This window comes from Azospirillum sp. TSH64, from assembly GCF_003116035.1.
Classification (GTDB): domain Bacteria; phylum Pseudomonadota; class Alphaproteobacteria; order Azospirillales; family Azospirillaceae; genus Azospirillum.
The window spans coordinates 5,198,262-5,219,080 of the sequence record NZ_LGQW01000015.1; the positions used below are offsets into that span (position 1 = coordinate 5,198,262).

At 68.6% G+C, this 20,819-nt stretch carries 16 protein-coding genes; 11 read left to right on the forward strand and 5 right to left on the reverse strand.

Annotated elements, in window-relative coordinates; translation table 11 throughout:
• Nucleotides 1–517: 517 nt before the first annotated feature.
• From TSH64_RS24895 to recN, 10 genes are all read left to right on the forward strand, one after another.
• Nucleotides 518–2,842 carry a UvrD-helicase domain-containing protein gene (locus tag TSH64_RS24895; protein ID WP_109449140.1) on the forward strand — a complete coding sequence of 775 codons (2,325 nt, stop codon included), beginning with the start codon at nt 518–520 and terminating at the stop codon, nt 2,840–2,842.
• Nucleotides 2,843–3,020: 178 nt separating this feature from the next.
• The gene (locus tag TSH64_RS24900) at nt 3,021–4,217 is read left to right on the forward strand and encodes a hypothetical protein (protein WP_109449142.1); all 1,197 of its coding nucleotides are present in this window, start codon (nt 3,021–3,023) and stop codon (nt 4,215–4,217) included.
• 120 nt (nt 4,218–4,337) lie between these two features.
• Nucleotides 4,338–5,228 carry a 50S ribosomal protein L11 methyltransferase gene (locus tag TSH64_RS24905; RefSeq protein ID WP_109449144.1) on the forward strand — a complete coding sequence of 297 codons (891 nt, stop codon included), beginning with the start codon at nt 4,338–4,340 and terminating at the stop codon, nt 5,226–5,228.
• A 65-nt stretch (nt 5,229–5,293) separates the two neighbouring features.
• Nucleotides 5,294–5,767, forward strand: a complete 474-nt coding sequence (locus TSH64_RS24910) for a TerB family tellurite resistance protein (RefSeq protein WP_109449146.1) — start codon at nt 5,294–5,296, stop codon at nt 5,765–5,767.
• Nucleotides 5,768–5,909: 142 nt separating this feature from the next.
• Nucleotides 5,910–7,961, forward strand: coding sequence for an aminopeptidase P family protein (locus tag TSH64_RS24915; protein ID WP_109449148.1), 2,052 nt, complete (start codon nt 5,910–5,912; stop codon nt 7,959–7,961).
• Nucleotides 7,962–8,206: 245 nt separating this feature from the next.
• A complete protein-coding gene (locus tag TSH64_RS24920) occupies nt 8,207–8,572 on the forward strand; it encodes a chemotaxis response regulator CheY (protein ID WP_012974572.1) in 366 nt (121 codons plus the stop codon).
• Between the two features lie 113 nt (nt 8,573–8,685).
• The gene (locus TSH64_RS24925; protein ID WP_109449150.1) at nt 8,686–9,780 is read left to right on the forward strand and encodes a protein phosphatase CheZ; all 1,095 of its coding nucleotides are present in this window, start codon (nt 8,686–8,688) and stop codon (nt 9,778–9,780) included.
• Between the two features lie 206 nt (nt 9,781–9,986).
• Nucleotides 9,987–10,712, forward strand: coding sequence for a protein phosphatase CheZ (locus tag TSH64_RS24930; RefSeq protein ID WP_247873135.1), 726 nt, complete (start codon nt 9,987–9,989; stop codon nt 10,710–10,712).
• 126 nt (nt 10,713–10,838) lie between these two features.
• Nucleotides 10,839–11,654, forward strand: a complete 816-nt coding sequence (locus TSH64_RS24935; RefSeq protein ID WP_109449154.1) for an outer membrane protein assembly factor BamD — start codon at nt 10,839–10,841, stop codon at nt 11,652–11,654.
• 8 nt (nt 11,655–11,662) lie between these two features.
• Nucleotides 11,663–13,339 (forward strand): DNA repair protein RecN, encoded by a 1,677-nt coding sequence (gene recN / locus TSH64_RS24940; protein ID WP_109449156.1) that lies wholly within the window; start codon nt 11,663–11,665, stop codon nt 13,337–13,339.
• A 32-nt stretch (nt 13,340–13,371) separates the two neighbouring features.
• On the opposite strand, the gene TSH64_RS24945 is transcribed toward recN, so the two are convergent.
• Both TSH64_RS24945 and TSH64_RS24950 read right to left on the reverse strand, forming a co-directional pair.
• Entirely contained in the window at nt 13,372–14,265 is an 894-nt protein-coding gene (locus TSH64_RS24945; RefSeq protein ID WP_109449158.1) for a LysR family transcriptional regulator, read from the reverse strand.
• A 62-nt stretch (nt 14,266–14,327) separates the two neighbouring features.
• The gene (locus TSH64_RS24950) at nt 14,328–14,942 is read right to left on the reverse strand and encodes an NUDIX domain-containing protein (protein WP_109449160.1); all 615 of its coding nucleotides are present in this window, start codon (nt 14,940–14,942) and stop codon (nt 14,328–14,330) included.
• A 412-nt stretch (nt 14,943–15,354) separates the two neighbouring features.
• Between TSH64_RS24950 and TSH64_RS24955 the strand changes: the two genes are divergently transcribed.
• The gene (locus tag TSH64_RS24955) at nt 15,355–17,886 is read left to right on the forward strand and encodes an HWE histidine kinase domain-containing protein (RefSeq protein WP_199237660.1); all 2,532 of its coding nucleotides are present in this window, start codon (nt 15,355–15,357) and stop codon (nt 17,884–17,886) included.
• A 46-nt stretch (nt 17,887–17,932) separates the two neighbouring features.
• On the opposite strand, the gene TSH64_RS24960 is transcribed toward TSH64_RS24955, so the two are convergent.
• The 3 genes from TSH64_RS24960 to TSH64_RS24970 are packed head-to-tail and all read right to left on the reverse strand — an operon-like array spanning nt 17,933 to nt 20,472.
• Nucleotides 17,933–18,697, reverse strand: coding sequence for an RNA methyltransferase (locus TSH64_RS24960; protein WP_109449164.1), 765 nt, complete (start codon nt 18,695–18,697; stop codon nt 17,933–17,935).
• 57 nt (nt 18,698–18,754) lie between these two features.
• Complete coding sequence (locus tag TSH64_RS24965; protein WP_109449166.1) at nt 18,755–19,297, reverse strand: GNAT family N-acetyltransferase; 543 nt, start codon at nt 19,295–19,297, stop codon at nt 18,755–18,757.
• The gene (locus TSH64_RS24970) at nt 19,294–20,472 is read right to left on the reverse strand and encodes a murein transglycosylase A (RefSeq protein WP_247873136.1); all 1,179 of its coding nucleotides are present in this window, start codon (nt 20,470–20,472) and stop codon (nt 19,294–19,296) included. Before TSH64_RS24970 ends, TSH64_RS24965 begins: the two co-directional genes overlap by 4 nt.
• Between the last annotated feature and the right edge of the window lie 347 nt (nt 20,473–20,819).

The following is a 20,819-nucleotide window of genomic DNA, read 5'->3' on the forward strand; positions in this document are numbered from 1 at the left end:
CCTGCGTCCGGTCCGCTCCCCCTCAGGGTTCGGGGGTGCCTCCTTGTGATCCATAGATACCCCCGATTTGCGCCGCGCAAAATTTCGCTTAGGTAAATTTCGCGTCGAGCAATGGGCATATGCCGTAAGCCTGGATAAGACAAGAAGAGGACATAATGGAGTTTGCCCTGGTCGGGTGGAATAACTGTCTGTGACAGAAAAGGGGAAATCGTTAACGGTCATGCCGTGACTTCGTAAGGACACTGAATGATAGTGTTGGGTGACTTTCCTGACGAAGGGCCTCAGCCGGGCAGAACTACGTCATCGCCCGATGGTTGGAGTCCTATATCCCGGAAATTTGCCATTAGGCATAAGCCTGGCTGTGCCGCTCTCCGTCGCCGGGCGGGGTAGGCCGCCATCGACGGGGGTCGTGCCGGGGCGTTCTGTGCTGTATACGTTCCAGCCGCGACAGAGCATTCGCACGCTCGACCCGATTTTCCAGTCCATTCCCTTTCGTCCATCCCCAGGCCGGGACGCCATGTCAGACGCTTATGATGATGATCCGTTGAGCCACGCCGCTCCCGCCGCCGGTCCCGCTTCGGGATTCCCGGCGGCAGCGCAGCGCTTCGCCTATCTGGACGGGCTCAACCCGACACAGCGGGCGGCGGTCGAGGCTCTGGACGGACCGGTCCTGGTGCTGGCCGGCGCCGGCACCGGCAAGACCCGGGTGCTGACCACCCGGCTGGCCCATCTGCTGATGACGCGCCGCGCCGCCGCCTTCCAGATCCTGGCGGTGACCTTCACCAACAAGGCCGCCCGCGAGATGCGCGAGCGTGTCGGCCATCTGATGGGGATCGAACCGGAGGGCTGGTGGCTCGGCACCTTCCATGCGCTGGCCGCCCGAATCCTGCGCCGCCATGCCGAGCTGGTCGGGCTGAAGTCGAACTTCACCATCCTCGACACCGACGATCAGGTGCGCCTGATCAAGCAACTGCTGCAAGCCGAGAACATCGATTCCAAGAAGTGGCCGCCCCGCCAGGTGCTGGGCGCCATCGAGCGCTGGAAGGACCGCGGCCTGACGCCCGACCGGCTCGGCGACGCCGACGGCGGCGATGTGGCGGGCGGCCGGGTGGTGGCGATCTACCGCGCCTATCAGGAGCGCCTGCGCACCCTGAACGCCTGCGATTTCGGCGATCTGCTGCTGCACAACCTCGCCATCTTCCAGAACCATCCGGACGTGCTGGCGGAATATCACCGGAAGTTCAAATATCTGCTGGTCGACGAGTATCAGGATACCAACGTCGCGCAGTATCTGTGGCTGCGGATCCTGTCGCAGGCGCACAAGAACATCTGCTGCGTCGGCGACGAGGACCAGTCGATCTACGCCTGGCGTGGTGCCGAGATCGGCAACATCCTGCGCTTCGAGACCGACTTCCCCGGTGCGACCATCGTCAAGCTGGAACAGAACTACCGCTCCACCGGCCATATCCTGGCGGCGGCCTCCGGTCTGATCGCCAACAACCAGGGCCGTCTCGGCAAGACGCTGTGGACCGAGGCCGACGGCGGCGAGCCGGTCAAGGTCAAGGCAGTGTGGGACGGCGAGGAGGAGGCGCGCTGGGTCGGCGAGGAGATCGAGACCCTCCAGCGCAAGGGCACCTCCCTGGCGCAGATCGCCGTGCTGGTCCGCGCCGGCTTCCAGACCCGCGAGTTCGAGGAACGCTTCATCACGCTCGGCCTGCCTTACAAGGTGCTGGGCGGCCCGCGCTTCTACGAGCGGCAGGAAATCCGCGATGCGCTGGCCTATTTCCGTGTCGTCAATTCCGGCGACGACGATCTGGCCTTTGAGCGCATCGTCAATCTGCCCAAGCGCGGCGTCGGTCCAGCGGCGATGCAGAGCCTCTACACCGCCGCCCGCGCCCGCGGGCTGTCGCTGACCGAAGCCGGCTGGGCGCTGACCGAGACGGATGAGCTGAAGCCGAAGCTGCGCGCCACCCTGCGCGGGCTGTTGCAGGATGTCTTCCGCTGGCGGACGCTGATGGCGACGGTGCCGCACACCGAGCTTGCCCGCACCGTCCTGGACGAGTCCGGCTACACCCGCATGTGGCAGGAGGACAAGACACCGGAGGCTCCCGGCCGGCTGGAGAACCTGAAGGAACTGATCACCGCCATGGCGGAGTTCGAGAACCTGCCGGGCTTCCTGGAACATGTCGCGCTGGTGATGGAGAATGCCGAGGCCGCCGGCATCGAGCAGGTGACGGTGATGACCCTGCACGGCGCCAAGGGGCTGGAGTTCGACCATGTCTTCCTGCCGGGATGGGAGGAGGGCGTGTTCCCCAACCAGCGCGCGCTGGACGAGACCGGCATCGCCGGGCTGGAGGAGGAGCGGCGGCTGGCCTATGTCGGCCTGACCCGTGCGCGCCGCCGTGCCTATGTCAGCCATGCCGCCAACCGCCGGCTCTACGGTAACTGGGTCAGCGCCATCCCGTCCCGATTCGTCGAGGAGATCCCGCAAGACAATGTCGAGGCCGAGGCGGCCAACGGCCTGTTCGCCGGCAGCGGCGGCGGGCGCGGCGGTTTCGGTGGCGGGGCGGGGGGCTACGGGGCCGGCGGCTTCCAGTTCCGCGGCTCCACCCGCCAGGCGCCCGCGCCCAAGACGATCACGCTGGACCAGGGCGCCTATGCGGTGGCGCCGCGGCCGCGGCCCGATGCGCCCTTCGCCAAGGGCGCGCGTGTCTTCCACCAGAAATTCGGCTACGGCACCGTGGTCGGCGTGTCGGAGGACAAGCTGGAGATCGACTTCGACCATTCCGGCAACAAGAAGGTGATGGACAGCTTCGTCGTCCCCGCCGACAAGGCGGGCTGAGTCACAATGCCTGCCCGCCGACAAGGCGGGCCAGCCCTAGGCTGCGCCCGCCGGCAAGACGGGCTATGCCGGGACACGGCACTGTGGACGGCTTGCCGCACTGTGACGGCCGTCACAGCCGCAGCAGCCGCAGCCGCCCAAGATCGCAGCGGTGCAACGGAGCCGGAGGCCAACCACCGTGTTCGGAACGGGCAGCGTCAGTTACGAGGTTCAGAGCCGCCGCGAAGGCCGTTGGCGCATCGAGGGGGCCTATACCGACCAGGAGTCTGCGCTGTCGGCCGCCCGCTCGCAGCTGGCGGCGACGGGCGTGGAAGAGGCGAAGGTGGTGAAGTTCCGCACCGTCGCCGGCCTGTCGCTGGAAACGGTGATCCTGCACAAGACGGTGCCCCAGACCCAGTGCAAGGGCCTGACCCTGGGCGGCACTGCGGAGGGTGCGCCCTTCTGCCGCACGCCGGACGACCTGCGCGGGTTCGAGAGCCGGGTGGTGATCGGCCGGCTGCTGCGCCCCTATCTGGATGCCCAGCGCATCACCCCGACCGAGCTGCTGCATTCCTGGCCGCTGTTCCGCCGGCTGGAGGAGCAGGGGGCGTTGCTGGGCGCCGCCATCCATGCCGCCGCCCGTCACCATGCCGAGATCCATGGCGTTTCCCACGCCGCGCGTGCCCGCGAGTTGCGCCAACTGGTGGAGGCGGTAACCGGGGCTGCCCGCGACGCCCTGGCGGAACGGCGCCGGCTGCCGCACTTTAACGCCGCCGACCTGCCGGGCACCAGCAGCGCCATCGACGAAGCGGTCGGGCATGAGGGCCATGACACGCTGTTCCTCGTGCTGCTGGCCCAGCATCTGGAGGCCGGCGGTCCGCTCGCCGGGAAGCTGGACATACTGCTGGCGTTGATCGGCGACGATGTCGAGCCACGGCATCTGGTCCTGCTCGACGGCGTGATCGCCGACATCATGGGGTCCGCCGACACGGTCAAGGAACTGCTGGGCGCGCAGCCGAGCCTGCATGCCGGGCTCTGCGCCCTTGCCGACGCCCTGTTCGACCGCGATCCCGACCCGGCGCTGGCGACGATGGCCCCCTCGTTGCGCCGGGTCTGCCGCCTTGCCCTGGAGGGCCGCCTGCCGCAGAGCCGGGCCGTCCTTGTGGAGCGCCTGCGCCAGAGCATCGCCGGCGACCAGCCGCTCGACCGCCGCGATGCCAAGGTGGAGGCGGTGCTGACCCATGACCTTGCCGCCCGGTTGAAGGGGGCGGACGGCGCGACGCTCGGCGGAGCGGCCATGGAAAAGGCGCTGGAGCGCCGCCTGCTGCGCCATCGCCAGTCGGTCCTGCGCGCCCAGGGCATGCATGACATCGCCGACCGGCTGGCAGGTCGTTAGAAGGACTGTCGCTAAGGGTTTTCCTCGAAACGGGACGGGCTCCGGAATCCTTGGTCTCTTTCGGGCTTGATGCTAAAAACGCCGCTTCTGTTCTCGCGTCGTCGTCGGAAAGCCCCTGTCATGTCGCAAACCCCGCTCTGGCGCATCGCGCTGGTCGTTCCCGAAGCCCATGCGCCCGCCTTTGCCGAGGCCGTGGGCGACCATGCCGATGCGGTGTCGACCTTTGAACTTGAGGAAGGCGGCAACTGGCTGGTGGAGGCGACCCTGTACGGCGCCCCGGACGAGGCGCGGTTGCAGTCGCGCGTCGCCGTGCTGGCCAAGGCCCTGGGCATCGAGGAGCCGCGGCTGGCTGTCGAGAACCTGCCGCCGATCGACTGGGTGTCGCACAGCTACCAGGGCTTCCCGCCGATTCGTGCCGGGCGCTTCTTCGTCCACGGCTCCCACCATGAGGGCATCGTGCCGGCCGGCAGCATCCCGCTGCTGGTCGATGCCGCCACCGCTTTCGGCACCGGCGAGCATGGCTCGACCAATGGCTGCCTCCAGGCGCTCGACCGGCTGTCGCGCCACCTGAAGCTGCCGCGCGGCGGCCGGCGCGGCGCGCTCGACATGGGCTGCGGCTCGGGCATCCTGGCGCTGGCCGTTGCCAAGCGCTGGCGCGTGCCGGTGACGGCGGTCGACATCGACCCGGAGGCGGTGCGCGTCACCCGCATCAACGCGGCGCTGAACGGGCAGAAGGGCATGATCCGCTCACAGGGCGGCGACGGCTATCACACCCGCATCGTCGGCCAGCACAAGCCCTACACCCTGATCACTGCCAACATCCTGGCCCGCCCGCTGTCGCGCATGGCGCCGCAGCTGCGCCGCCACCTGAAGAAGGGTGGTTATGCCGTGCTGGCCGGCCTGCTGAACCGCCAGGAACGCCACGTCATCCAGGCCCACCGCAACCATGGCCTGCGGCTGGTCGCGCGCATCCCGGTTGGGGAATGGACCACTCTTGTGGTGAAGCGTTGAAACCAAAGGGCCGTGATGCGACTTCCCATAGGGACGATGTTCCGACACGTTTCTGGGGAGCCACCATGCTGAACCGCATCCGGTCCTTGTTCACGGGCGAGCATGACGGCGCCGAGCCGGGTGAGGACGCCCTGCAGGCCGCCGCCGCCGCCCTGATGGTCGAGGCCGCGCGTACCGACGACACCATCTCCGAGGCCGAGCGCGACCGCATCCTGTCGGTCGTCCGCCGCCATTTCAAACTGAGCGAGGAAGAGGCGCAGGACCTGCTGTCCGCCGCGGTGTTCGACACCGAGGACGTCTCGCCCTATCTCCGCTACGTCAGCGTCATCATGGACCGCTGCCCGCCCGGCCACCGCCTCTGGATCATCGAGATGCTGTGGGAGGTCGCCTACGCCGACGGCGTGCTGAACGATCTGGAATCGAGCCTGCTGCGCCGGATCGGCGGCCTGCTGCACATCTCCGACGTCGAGCGTGGCGAGGCCCGCAAGCGCGTGCTGGCGCGCCTGGGGCTGCCGGACGACGCCGGGCTGCCGGTGTGACGGATCGGGTGGAAGCCGGAACCGCGCTTCCATCCCAACCGGCCCACTCCAACCGGCATAGCCACCACCCCGCCGCTTGCACAGGGCCGGCGGGGTGCCTAGCCTGTGTCCACAGGATTCACTCTTCCGAGGAACAGGTTCCGTGCCCAGCGCGATTCCCTCCGCTGCCTATCGCGGCGACGACGCCCTTGCGACCCTGCTGACCGAGGCCGGGACCGGCCGGTCTCCCGCCGATGTCCGCGCGCTGCTGGCCGGCGTGCTGGCGGCGCCGGAGGGAGAGGAACCCGCCGCCTGGGCCGTCCTGGTTGGCGAAAACCTCCCGCCGGCCCTCAGTGAACAGCTCCAGGCGCTGAAAGCGCAGCTCGCCGCCGAGGCGCCGACGGCCAATCCCGGCCCGGCGCAGCGGCTGGACGATCTGCGCGCCGCGCTGAAGCGCCGCGACCTCGACGGCTTCATCGTGCCGCGCGGCGACGAGCATCAGGGCGAATATGTGCCGCCGCGCGCCCAGCGGCTGGGCTGGCTGACCGGCTTCACCGGATCGGCCGGCAACGCGGTGGTGACAGCCGACCGTGCCGCGATCTTCGTCGATGGCCGCTACACCCTGCAGGTCCGCAGCGAGGTGCCTGCCGACCTGTACGAGTACAGGCATCTGATCGAGGACCCTCTGGCCGACTGGATCGTCGCGGCGCTGCCCGAAGGCGGACGCTTCGGCTTCGATCCCTGGCTGCACACCATCGGCTGGGTGGAGAAGACCCGCGCCGCCCTGGAGCGCGCCGGCATCCTGCTGGTGGCGTGCGAGGACAACCCGCTCGATTCGGTGTGGCAGGGGCAGCCGCCGGCACCGCTTACCCCCGTGGTGCCGCAAGACGAGACGTTCGCCGGCGAAAGCTCCGCCGACAAGCGGGCGCGGCTGGCCGACGAGCTGGGGCAGAAGGGCATCGCCGCCGCCGTGCTGACCCAGCCGGACAGCATTGCCTGGCTGCTGAACATCCGCGGCGCCGACGTGCCCTGCACGCCGCTGCCGTTGTCCTTCGCCATCCTGTCCGCCGATGCGTCGGTGGAGCTGTTTCTCGACCCGCGCAAGCTGGCGCCGCAGACCCGCGCCCATCTGGGCAATCGGGTGCAGGTGCGGCCGGTCGAGGAGTTCGGCGCCGCGCTCGACGCCGTCGCCCGCGGTTCCGCCCGCGTGCTGGCCGACCCGACCTGCACCTCGGCCTGGATCGTCGACCGGCTGCATCTGGCCGGCGCCAGGGTGGAGCGCGACGGCGACCCCTGCGCCCTGCCCAAGGCCTGCAAGAACGCGGCGGAACTGGACGGCACCCGCGCCGCCCATGTCCGCGACGGCGCCGCCCTCGTCCGCTTCCTGCACTGGTTCTCGGAAGAGGCGCCGACCGGCCGCCTGACCGAGCTGGCCGTGGTGGAGCGGCTGCTGGCCTGCCGGCGCGAGAACGAGCGCTTCCGCGGCGTCAGCTTCGACACCATCGCCGGGGCCGGGCCGAACGGCGCCATCGTCCATTACCGGGTGACGCCGGAGACCGACCGCCGGCTGGAGCCGGGCAGCCTGTTCCTGCTGGACAGCGGCGCCCAGTATCTGGACGGCACCACCGACGTCACCCGCACGCTGGCGGTCGGCGAGCCCGACCCGGCGATGGCGGCGGAGATGCGCGACCGCTTCACCCGTGTGCTGAAGGGCCACATCGCCCTGTCCACCGCGCGCTTCCCGCGCGGCACCACCGGCTCGCAGCTGGACGTGCTGGCGCGGCTGCCGCTTTGGCAGGCGGGGCTGGACTACGACCACGGCACCGGCCACGGCGTCGGCAGCTTCCTGTCGGTGCATGAGGGGCCGCAGCGGGTGTCGAAGGTCGGCAACACCGTCGCCTTGCAGCCGGGCATGATCCTGTCCAACGAGCCCGGCTATTACAGGACCGGCGCCTATGGCATCCGCATCGAGAACCTGATCGTCGTCCAGCCGGTGGAGCCGGAAGGCGAATTGGCGGGCGCGGAGCGCCCGATGCTGGAGTTCGAGCCGCTGACCCTGGTGCCGATCGACCGTGCGCTGATCGAGCGGCCGCTGCTGAGCGATGCCGAGGCCGCCTGGGTCGATGCCTATCATGCAAAGGTGCGCGAGTCGCTGTCGCCGCTGCTCGACGATGCGGCCCGCCGCTGGCTGGATCGGGCGACCGCACCCCTGTGAACCGAGCGGGCGGCTGTATCAAATTGCGGCTTGGGGCTGGGGGCGCCCCTGATTCCGCAAGATGTTGCCGCCCGTGGTAACACGTTCTTTACTCAGCTGCTTCAGTGTGACCCAAGGGGATGACTTTTGGCGGCAGTTAGGGCACTACAGTCGGCATCACTTCCCGGATTACGGCGCAGCCCCCGCGCCGGGTGGGCGTAACGGCCGGTCAGACACCGGCAACGGATTATTGCGGAGACGTCTAGATGAAGATCCTCGTCGTCGATGATTACGCCACCATGCGGCGCATCGTGCGGAACCTGTTGACCCAGATCGGCTACACCGACATCGACGAGGCCGGCGACGGCGTGTCGGCGCTGGCGAAGCTGCGTGAGAGCAAGTTCGGCCTCATCATCTCCGACTGGAACATGGAGCCGATGACCGGCTTGCAGCTCCTGAAGGAAATCCGCGCGGACGCGAAGCTGGCGGCGACGCCCTTCATCATGGTCACCGCCGAGAGCAAGACCGAGAACGTCATCGCCGCCAAGCAGGCCGGCGTGAACAACTACATCGTCAAGCCCTTCAATGCCGACACGCTGAAGCAAAAGATCCAGGCCGTCATCGGCGGCTGATCTTCGGGCTTAGCGATGTGGGGTAGCAAGGACGGCACCCGCCGTCCGGCGCCCGGTTCGGCCGCCCGGGTCAGCAGGGCGGCCGGCTGATCCAGTTTGGGGAGTGGACCGGTTTGGAGCAGCTTCCGCAGCTGTCCGATGAAGAGTTCGAGCAGATCGAGGACGCCATTGCCCGATCGGCGAAGGGCAGGGCATTCCTGCGGCGGCTCCACCGGCGGTCCCTCGGGGCCGCGACGGAGGAAGTGCGCGCCATGCTGCAGGAGTTCCGCGACTCCTGGAGCCGGCAGAACGAAGCGGTGGAGGCCGGCAAGCATGTCGGCGTTCTGCGCCGCGAGCTGATGGAAATGGCCGCCTCGATCGAGCAGGCGAGGCGGGAGGTGGCGGCGCTGCGTCCCCCCGACGGATCGGGCGACAAGATTCTGTCGGCAACCAACGAGCTGGACGCCATCGTCATCTCCACCGAACGCGCGTCCTTTGAAATCCTGAACGCCGCCGAGCGGCTGATGGATCTGTCGGGCAAGCTGCGGGCCGGCGGCGCCGATCCGGCGATCTGCAGCGATATCGACACCCAGGTGAACGACATCTTCACCGCCTGTTCGTTCCAGGATCTGACCGGCCAGCGCACCAGCAAGGTCGTCAACGCGCTCCGCTACATCGAACAGCGCGTCATGGCCATGATCAGCATCTGGGGCGAGGACGGGCTGGCCGGCATCATGGTCAAGGAAGAGCAGACGGACACCCGTCCGGATGCCCATCTGCTGAACGGTCCGCAATTGGATGGCCATGGCGTCAGCCAGGCCGATGTCGACAGCATGTTCGACAGTCCGGCTCCGGCCGCTCCGCCGCCGCCGCCACCGCCGCCGCCGGCACCGGCGCCGGTGCAGTCGAGCCAGGCCGACATCGACAGCATGTTCGACGCGCCCACCCCCGCTGCGGCACCCGCGGCTGCTCCGGTCAAGGCCAGCCAGGCGGACATCGACAGCATGTTCGATGCTCCGGCGCCGGCAGCCGCCCCCGCGGTGGCGAGCCAGTCCGACATCGACAGCATGTTCGATGCGCCCGCTCCCGCGAAGAAGCCGGTTCCGAAGCCGCCGGGCGCCGCCCCGAAGGCAAAGGCCGCCTCCAAGCCCGCCCCGCCCCCGCCGCCCGCGGCGGCGGAACCGCCGCCCCCGCTGGATCAGGCGGCCATCGACGCCCTGTTCGGGTAAGGGCCGGCCGCAAGCCGGCGACTTACGAAACGACAGCCTGTGCCGACAGAACCTCATGGGTTTCCCGGATTGACCGTCCCGGCCCGCCGATGGCCGGATGGGGCACGGTCAGCCGATCAGAACGCAGAACCGACGCGCGACCAGACATCCATCACCACAGGCCACAAGGCGGCCGTTTCCGAGAGGCGGGACCGAGGATGAAGCAGATGACCAAGCCCTTCATGGCCGAGCTTCAGAAAGCCCGCAAATCCGGGCACCCGTTCCAGGCACTGATCGAAGATGGCGCCGCCGTGGCGGCGCTTCCGGTGCCGACGCAGGTGGTTCAGGCCGACAACACCGAGGTGCTGCGCGCCGTCAGCGACCTGGGCGCCAAGCTCGACCGCTTCCTGGCGATGGACGCGGCGCAGATCGACCAGATCCAGGTGGAGATCGCCGACATCTCCGGCCGGATCAAGGCGACCAAGGTGGAGATGGCCGCCATCCGCCACCCGCTGGCCGGCGACGACAAGTTCCAGCAGGCCAGCCAGGAACTGGGCGCCGTCGTCGCCGCGACGGAGGCCGCGACCAACACCATCATGGCCTGCGCCGAGGAACTGGAAGAGGTGGTGTCGGAGCTGAAGTCGTCCTTGCCGGAGGGCTATCACAACGACCGCGTCAACGACATGGTCGATGTGATCGTCCGCATCTATGAGGCCTGCAACTTCCAGGATCTGACCGGCCAGCGCATCACCAAGGTCGTGCGCGCCATGTCCTTCATCGAGGAACGCGTCGACGCGATGATGGGCCTGTGGAACAGGCGCGAGTTCGAGGCGATGCCTCTGCCGCCGTCCGTCACCAAGAAGGACGAGAACCTGGACCTGCACGGTCCGGCCGAGGCGACGCCCGACAGCGGCAACATCAGCCAGGCCGACATCGACGCGCTGTTCGGCTGAGGCGCTTCCGATCCGATTTCCGTCGCGGGCGGGGAGGGGCATATCGCCCACCCCCGCGTTACCGCTTGCGGCGCCCTTACCCCGGCGTGCTATACAGGGGCAACTTCGAAAGCGCCCAAGACGACGATGCTTCCTCGCCCGTACCGCCTGCCGCTGACGGCCATCCTCCTGTCCGCCGCCCTCTCCGCCTGCTCCTCCACCAAGGAGGACGCCTATGTCGAGCGTCCGGCCGACCAGCTCATGTCGGAAGCCGACGCGGCGATGCGCGAGGAGTCCTACAAGAAGGCCGCGAAGCTCTACGACGAGGTGGAGCGCCAGCATCCCTATGCGGATGCGGCCAGCAAGGCGCAGCTTCTTGCCGCCTACGCCCAATACCAGGATCTGAAGTACGACGACGCCATCCTGGCGCTCGACCGCTTCATCCAGCTTCATCCGGGCAGCCCGGATGTCGATTATGCCTATTACATGCGGGCTCTGTGCTATTACGAGCAGATCACCGACGTGCGCCGCGACCAGCGGATGACGCGCCGGGCGCTCGACGCCCTGCAGGAGGTGGTCCGCCGCTTCCCCGACAGCAAATATGCCCGCGACGCGAAGCTGAAGATCGACCTGACCAACGATCACCTTGCCGGCAAGGAGATGGAGGTCGGGCGCTTCTACCTGCGTCAGCATCAGTACACCGCCGCGATCAACCGGTTCCGCGCCGTCGTTGAAAACTACCAGACCACGTCCCATGTGCCTGAGGCGCTGCACCGTCTGGTGGAGTGTTATCTGGCGCTGGGCGTGACCGACGAGGCGAAGGCCGCCGCGGCCGTGCTCGGCCACAACTTCCCCGGCAGCGAATGGTACACGGACAGCTACGCACTGCTGGTGGACGCCAATCTGCGTCCCGAGCGAAACGAGAAGTCGTGGCTCAATCGAGCCTGGAACTCCCTGTTCTAGGACGCTCCATGCTCGTGTCGCTGACGATCCGGGACGTCGTCCTGATCGAGCGATTGAGCCTGTCCTTCCGCAAGGGCCTGTGCGCCCTGACCGGTGAGACCGGCGCCGGCAAGTCGATCCTGCTCGACGCGCTGGGGCTGGCCCTCGGTGCACGCGCGGATTCGGGCCTGGTGCGCCACGGCGCCGATCAGGCCGCCGTCACTGCGGAGTTCGAGCTTTCGGGCGACCACCCGGCCTTCGCCATCCTCAAGGAACAGGGGCTCGACTCCGATTCCGGCGATGGTGCACTGGTGATCCGCCGCACCGTCAACACCGATGGGCGCAGCCGCGCCTGGGTGAACGACCAGCCGGTCGGCGTCGGCCTGTTGAAGACGTTGGGCGCCGAACTGGTCGAGGTGCATGGGCAGTTCGACACCCATGGTCTGCTGAACCCGCAGACCCACCGCGGCGTGCTCGACGCCTATGCCGGCCTGTCGGCCCAGGCGGCGCAGGTCGCCGCGTCCCACCGTGCCTGGAGGCAGGTGGAGGATGCGCGCCATTCCGCCGCCGCCGACATCGCCCGCGCCCGCTCCGAAGAGGAATATCTCCGCCACGCCGTGGCCGAGCTGGACGCCCTCGCCCCCAAGGCCGGCGAGGAGGAGGAACTGTCGGAGACCCGCGCGGTGCTGATGCATCGCGAAAAGCTGGTCGACGGCATGAATGCCGCCTATGCCGAACTGTCGGGCGACCGTGGCGTCGAGCGCGCCCTGTCCTCGGCCATCCGCACGCTCAGCCGCATCGCCGACCGGGCCGGCGGCACGCTGGATCCGGTGATCGCCGCCCTCGACCGCGCGGCGACCGAGGCGGGGGAGGCGATTGCCGCCCTCCAGGCCGTCTCCAGCGGTGTCGACATGGACCCGCGGGCGCTGGAAAAACTGGAGGAGCGGCTCTTTGCATTGCGCGCTGCCGCCCGCAAGCATGGCGTGGATGTCGATGCGCTGGCCGCCCTCCGGGAGGAGATGGCCGGACGCCTGCTGCTGATCGAGGATCAGGGCGACCTGCTGGCCAAGCTGGCGAAGGAAGCCGAACAGGCCCGCGCCGTCTTCCACAAGGCGGCCGAAGCGCTGGGCGCCGCCCGCCGCGAGGCCGCCGGCCGGCTGGACGTGGCGGTCGCCGGCGAACTGGCGCCGCTGAAGATGGAGAAGGCGAAGTTCCGCACGCTGGTCGAGCCGGTCGACGAGTCGGAATGGAGCGCGTCGGGCATCGACCGCGTCGCCTTCCAGGTCGCGACCAACCCCGGCTCGCCGCCGGGGGCGCTCAACAAGATTGCGTCGGGCGGTGAGCTGGCGCGCTTCATGCTGGCGCTGAAGGTGGTGCTGGCCCAGACCTCCACCGTCGGCACGCTGGTGTTCGACGAGGTGGACACCGGCATCGGCGGCGCCGTCGCCGCCGCGGTGGGCGAACGGCTGGAAACGCTGGGCCATGGCCTGCAGGTGCTGGTCGTCACCCACAGCCCGCAGGTCGCGGCGCGCGGTGCCGTCCATCTGAAGGTGCAGAAGTCGCAGAAGGGTGAGCAGGTCACCACCGGCGTCGCCGAACTGGATGGTGACGAGCGGCGCGAGGAGATCGCCCGCATGCTGTCCGGCGCCACCGTCACCGCCGAGGCCCGCGCCGCCGCCGACAGCCTGATCGCCGGCCGCGGCTGATCCCTCAGAGCGTGCGCTCTTGAAAAGAAAGGCTATTCCGCTGCCAGCGCCTCGGCATGGCGGCGGAACAGCCGGACGAGGGCATCCACCACCGCGGCCACGGCCGGAGCATCGCGCCGGTCGCGGTGGACCAGCAGATGGACGTCTTCGCGAAGCTCGGCCGGCGGATCGACGACGCGGACCAGCGCCGGTTCGGCATCGCCCAGCACGCAGGGCAGCAGCGTCAGCCCCATCCCGCGCCGGGCGGCATCGAGCCGCATCGGCAGTTCGCTGAGCCGGGCGACGATGCGGGCGCCGCGCTCCCGGACCGTATCGTCCACCCATCCGGATTGCGATGGCCGCCGCCGTGTCTCCGGCAGCCCGACCACGGCCGCGCCGTCCCAACGTCCGGACCAGTCGTCGCGCAGCCCCCGCATCGCATAGAGGGTGAAGCCGAAGGCACCCAGCCGGCGGGTTACCAGGTCCCCTTCGGGCGGCACCCGGTCCATGCGCAACGCGATGTCGGCCTCGCGCTGGGCCAGATTCAGGGTGTTGCGGGTGCTGAGGATGGTCAGGTCGGCGCCGGTTTCCGCCAGCAGCTCGGCCAGATGCAGGGTAAGAAAGGCGGAGACGGAGGTCGTCGCCGTCACCCGCACCGGCTGTGCCGTCGCGGCCAGCCGGTCGGCGTTGCGGGCGAAGGCAGCGGCCGCATCGCCCATGGCCGTGGCGCTGTCCAGCACGGAGCGGCCGAGCGCCGTCAGCTCCAGCCGGTTGGGCAGCCGGTCGAACAGCGGACCGCCCACCGCGTCCTCCAGCCGTTTCAACCGGCGGCCCAGGGTCGGCGGGCTCAACCGCAGCCGCTGGGCGGCACCGGTCAGGCTGCCGCACCGTGCCGTGGCCAGGAAGGCGCGGATGTCCTCCCAGTCGAGGTCGCCGTCGTCGATCATCCAGTCCCCGTCCGAATCGCCTGGTCCCAATCCTTCCGGCCTGGCGGGGCGGGGGAATGCCGTCACCGCGGCAACAGGCCGTGAAGGGCGGCATATTGCAACAGCATGATGGTCTTGCCGTCCAGGATCGCCCCGCTGCCGACCATCGCAAGGGCATCGGCGAAGGTCAACTCGACCACCTCGATGTCCTCGCCCTCCTCGGCGAGCCCGCCCCCCTCGTTGCGGTCGGCGGCGCGGTATTCGGCGACGAAGAAGGCCAGCCGCTCCGTCACCGAGCCGGGGCTCATGAAGGCGTCGAACACCCGGCGCGGCGCCTGGACGGTCACGCCCAGCTCCTCTGCGGCCTCGGCCCGGATCGCCTCCTCGGGGCTGCGGTCGTCGAGCAGGCCGGCGCACACCTCCAGCAGCGGTTCCGGATGGCCGTTGACGTAAGCCGGGAAGCGGAATTGCCGGGTCAGCAGCACAGTGCCGCGGGTCGGATCGTAGAGCAGCAGGGCTGCCCCGTTGCCGCGGTCATACGTCTCCCGGCTTAGGGTCTGCCAGATGCCGTCACTCCGTCGATAGTCGAAGGTGGTTTTCTTCAGAACATACCAGTCGTCGGACAGCAGCGTGACGTTGCGGATGCGGATGCGCTCGTCCGAGGCAATGGAATCGTCGGCAGGGAAAAGGATTGTCATGGCGCATCCCGATGGTCATTGAACGACCGTTACCCTGCGTCATGAGCAGCTTGCGGGCAGCCCGCCGAAGATGAAAGGGACCCTTGCGGAAATTTATGGCTGCCGCCGACCTTCGGCAACGATGTTTATTTGCAGTTGAAGAAAAGTTGCGGCGAAGCGAGAGCGCTGCCGGTGCAGCCAAGCTCTGATGGTCATTATCATACGCAAGCACGTTGCAAATCTTATCCTATGTTAAGTTAACGGCCTTTAATTAGAACGTAGGAATAGCCATTTTGGAGCGTTGCAGCGTTCCAGACTCCTGCCTAAATTGTTGATGAATTCCCTCGGCTGCGCGTGACAAACGACGCCGGTCCAGCTTCCGCTAGAGGTCGCGTTTGTCTGAAGTCTTCGTTCGATGAGTGGGCCGGTTCCTATGGGGTCTGTCGACCTCACCGATTGCGACCGGGAGCCCATCCACCAGCTGGGCCTGATCCAACCGACCGGTTTCCTGATCGCCGTCACGGCCGATTGGATTGTCGTCCATGTCTCGGACAACATCGGACGCTGGCTGGGTGTCGAACCCGACGATCTGCTGGGGCATCCGCTGGCGGCCTTCATTTCAGGCGAGGCGTTGCACACCATCCGCGGCCGGTTGCAGGTCGCCCACATCAACGGCAGCGTCGAGCGCGCCTTCAGCGTCCATCTGTCGGACATCGCCCCGGTTTGCGACGTGGCGGTCCATCTGTCCGGCTCCACCATCGTCATCGAGGCGGAGCCGAGCGAGGGCGAGGGGCCGCAGGATTCGGGATCGCTGCTGCGCTCGATGATCGCACGGGTCCAGAACACCCGCGGCTTCGACGGTTTCTGCCGCGAGGCGGCGCGCCAGATGCGGGCGCTGACCGGATTCGACCGGGTGATGGTCTACCGCTTCGCCGACGACGGAGCGGGGGAGGTAATCGCGGAATCGGCGGTGCATGGCATCGGCAGCTTCCTCGGCCAGCGATACCCTGCTTCCGACATTCCGCAGCAGGCCCGGCGCCTGTATGAGCGCAGCTGGCTGCGCTGCATTTCCGACGTGAACGCGCCGCCGGTGCCAATCGTGCCGACGGTCGATCCGATGGGCCAGCCGCTGGACCTGTCGCTCAGCCTGCTGCGCAGCGTCTCGCTGATCCATGTCGAATATCTGCGCAACATGGGGGTGAACGCCTCGCTGTCGGTGTCGATCCTGCGGCACGGCAAGCTGTGGGGACTGTTCGCCTGTCACCACCGCCATGCCCGCTCGCTCTCCTTCGAGCGCCGGACCACCGCCGAACTGTTCGGCCAGATGGTCTCGCTGCTGCTGGAGGGGCGGGAGCGCGAGCAGGAAAGCCAGCAGGAGGCGCAGGCCCGCCGCGCCCATGTCCGCATCATGTCGATGCTGGCCGACAGCGAATCGCCGCTGGACAGCCTTGTCAGCTTCGCGGCGGAGTTGCGGGCGCTGATCGATTGCGACGGCTTCGCCTGCTGCATCGACGGCCAGCTGCATATGGAAGGGGAGACGCCGACGCGGGAGGAGACGCTGGGCGTCATGCGCTTCCTGCACCGGACGCCACCCAGCAAGGTCTATCTGACCGACCATTTGGGGATGGTGCATCCGCCGGCCCGCGACTTCACCGAACGGGCCTGCGGATTGCTGGCGATTCCGGTGTCGCGGATGCCGCGCGATTATCTGGTTTTCTTCCGCAAGGAGCTGGTCCGCACCGTCACCTGGGGCGGCGACCCGACCAAGCCGGCGCAATACGGTCCCAACGGGCCGCGCCTGACCCCGCGTAAGAGCTTCGAGGCCTGGAAGGAGACGGTTCATGGCCGCTCCAAGCCCTGGACCGAGCTTGACGAGCGCAACGCCGAATCGCTGCGGGTGACCCTGCTGGAGGTGGTGCTGCGGCTGGCCGACGTCGCCGGCCGCACCCGCAAGGAGGCGACCGAGCGGCAGGAGCTGCTGATCGCCGAATTGAACCACCGCGTCCGCAACATCCTCAGCCTCGTCCGCGCCCTGGTGCGGCAGAGCGAGTCGGGGGCGGAAACGGTGCAGCAGTTTGCCGCCATCGTCGCCGGCCGCATCGAGGCGCTGGCCCGCGCCCATGACCAGATCACCGCCGACAATTGGGGGCCGGCTTCGTTGCGAGCCCTGATCGCGGCGGAGATCGGCGCCTATCTGTCGGCAAAGAGCGAGCGGGTGCGGCTGACCGGGCCGGAGGTGCTGCTGGCGCCGCAGGCCTTCTCCGTCTTCGCGCTGGTGGTGCATGAGCTGACCACCAATTCGGCGAAGTACGGCGCGCTCAGCGACAGCAGCGGCTGGGTCGAGGCCGACTGGTCGATCGACGAGGGTGGGCGGTTGCTGATCGACTGGCAGGAGAATGGCGGCCCGCCGGTGCGGGCGCCGTCGCGCACCGGTTTCGGCACCACGGTGATCGAGCGCTCGGTCCCGCACGACCTGCAGGGCGAGGCGGAGGTGACCTATGCCCTGTCCGGCCTGCGCGCCCGCTTCATGATCCCGGCGCGGTTCGTCACCATCGCCGACAGCCTTCCCACCGGCAACCGGCGCAGCCTGCCGGTTCCGGCTGCCGATTTCTCCATCGGCGGCCCGGTGATGCTGCTGGAGGACAACATGATCATCGCCATGGCGACGGAGGATGTGCTGCTGAGCTTCAACGCCAGCCGCGTCAACACCGCCGCCAGCGTCCGCCATGCCCTGCGCCTGATCGACGATGACCCGCCGGTGGTCGGCGTGCTGGACATCAATCTGGGCAACGAGACGTCGGTCGCGGTCGCCGAACGGCTGCGGGAACTGGGCATCCCCTTCGTGTTCGCGACGGGGTATGGCGAGAGCGCCGCCGTGCCGGAGCGGTTCGCCGATGTGCCGGTGCTGAAGAAGCCCTACGGGTCGGATCAGGTGGTCCAGGTGCTGGCGTCGGTGATGGGGTAGGGCGCCCGGTCAGCGAACCATCGTCGCCTGTTCTCCCGATCCCCGCCTATCCCTTGGCAGCCGCATAGCGCGCGAACAAAGCCACGCTGACCGCAACGGTGGCGTTCAGCGACTCCACCGCCCCGGTCGTCGGCACCGACAGCCGCGTCGCCGGGCAGTCGGCAGGCACGCCCTGGCCTTCCTCGCCCAGGATCAGCCGCATGTCCGCCGGCCAGTCGAAGCGGGTCAGGTCCTCTCCCCCGCCGTCCAGGGCGTAGAGCGGCCCGGCCGCCTCGTTCACCGCCGTCCAGCGCGGTCCGCGCAGCATGGTCAGCGTGAACTGCGCGTTCGACGCCGCCCGCAGGCATTTGGGGTGGAAGGGATGCGCCGCCCCTTCCAGCAGGACGATCCGCGAGACGCCGAAGGCCGCGGCGCTGCGCAGCAGGGCGCCGAGGTTGCTGGGATCGCCCAGCGCACAGAGCAGTTCCAGCCCCTGCGGCTGCTGCGACAAATCGATGGCCGGCATCTTCGGCACGGCGCCGACCAGCAGCGGGAAGCCGGTGCCCGACACATCCAGCATGCGGAACAGGGCAGGCGCCAGCTGCACCGGCTCCACTCCCGCCGGCAGCCGCCAGGAGGCGATCTGCGCCGGGTCGGTGAACAGCACGCGCTCGAACCGCGCGGGATGCTGGCGCAATGCCTCGGGAACGGTCTTCAGGCCGGCCAGCAGGAACTTGCCGTTCTTCTTCAGCCCACGGCTTTCCAGCGCCGATTCCCACAGCTTGAACTGAGGATTCTGCGGGCTTTCGATCAGCAGGGGCAGACGGGTCATGGCAGCAGGCTTTCCGGCAGGGAGATGTCCCTGCCTAGCACAGCAGCGCCGCGGAAGTCAGGTGTTGAGGCGGCGGCCGAGGAACAGCAGGGGGCCGCGCTGGCAGGCGTCGGTGAAGCCGGCGCGCTGGTAGAACTCGACATTGCGGGCGAAGACGGCGGTGACCAGATGGACGCCGGGCAGGCCGTCGTCCCGGCAATCCTCGGCAAACCGGTCGACCAGCCGCCGCCCCAGCCCATGTTCCCGCCATCCCGGCCGGACATTGACGTGAAGATGGGCGGGGTAGGCGGCGAAATGATCGGCGAAGACCTCGTATTTCGGGATGCGCCGGGCCAGTTCGACCGAGCCGGCGCTGTCCTTGCAGCCGGTGAGGTAGCCGACGACCTGTCCGTCGGCCGCCACCGCCATCCAGATGTCCTGCGGTGCCTCATCCACGAACCAGCCGGTCCAGGTGGCGAGGAAGGCGGCGCGCTCGGCAGCGGACGCGAACTCCGTCCGGGTGGTGGAGGCGAAGAAGATTTCCTCCAATGCCGCCAGGGCCGCCCCACGGTCGGGCAGGGCGGTCAGCCGTTCCAGCCGGATGCGGTCCTCTGCGGTCATTTCCGTTGGGCGGTCTCGACCGACAGGTTGCGCGGCGCCAGCATGGTGTAGTGACCGCGCGCCTTCATCACGCCGGCCCCTTCCTCCGCCTGCGGGCCGTGGCCCCAGAACAGGTCGCCGCGCACGGGCCCCTTGATGGCGCCGCCGGTGTCCTGCGCCATCACCAGCCGGTTGATGGCGCCGCCGGGAACCGGGGCGTCGCGCACCTCCAGCCACAGCGGCACGCCGAGCGGGATATGCTCGGCATCCACCGCAAGGCTGCGGCCGGGGGTCAGCTCCATGTTGCGGGCACCGCGGGCGCCGACCTCGGGCTTCACCTTGAAGAAGACGTAGGAAGGGTTGAGGTTCATCACCCGCTGGGCCTCGGCCGGATGGTCCTTCAGCCAGCGCCGGATCGTCTGCAAGGACATCTGTTCCGGCGTGGCGTCGCCGATGTCGATGATATGGCGGCCGATCGGGTAATAGCTGTGACCGTTCTGGCCGGCGTAATGGATGCCGACCACAGAGCCGTCGGCCATGATCGCCCGGCCGGAACCCTGGATTTCCAGGAAGAAGGCGTCGACCGGGTCGTCCACCCACATCAGTTCCAGGCCCTTGCCCTTCAAGGCGCCGTTGTCGATGCGGGCGCGGCTGGGCATGCCGTTCTTGCCGCGGGCCGGCATGCGGTAGAGCGGGACGTTGTAGCGCTCGGTCCGGGTCCAACTGCCGCGCAGCTCGATCTCGTAATAGCCGGTGAAGAGGCCGTTCTCGCCGTTGCTGACGTCGCGGGGGGTGAAGAAGGTCTCGAAGAAGCGGCGCGCCGCCTCGCTGTCGCCGGGGGGCAGGTCGCGGGCGGCGGCACAGATGGCGCGCCAGTCGTCGGTGGTGCCGGCGGCGCGCAACTGCCCCAGCGACTTGCCCGGCGGCTGGTTCTTCACCCAGCCGCAGGTCCGCTGCACCGCGGGGACCGCCTGGGCGTGGTCGTCGTCGATCCAGCCGGCGAGGTGGCGGAAATCGGGCGAGACCTGATTCCAGGTCGGGCGCTGGGCGGTCCGCCGCTGCCCGTCCACCGTCGGGGCGGTGCCGGCGCAGGCCGCCAGTGTCGCCAGCAGCCCTCCGATCAGCGCCATCCGCAGGCCGCGGCCGGCGGCTTTCCTCACGTCACGCGCACACGTCACCCCAGCCGCAGCCGCCATCGCGCACTCCGCCACCAGCATCCGATCTGTCCGTCGAAGACCTCCGACCGGTCTCCCGCCCTGGCGGTCCGGTCACGACAAGGTCACATCACCCGATTGTTTGTGCCGGTGGTTACCCCGAGTCGTCAATCCCCAACCTGCACTTTCGGATAGGTCGCGTCCGCTTGTCACGGGCGTGGGCGCGACAGAGCCGCTCGGGGGCCAAGCGGAGCTGCCGCGCGGCGGCAGGACGTGACAGAACGCGGCAAACGCGGTATCGACAGCCCATACGTGAAGGACCGTCCGCGATTTGCATCCCGTCCCCCACCCGCAAGGGGGAACATGCGGGCGGCCGGTCCTGTTCGCCG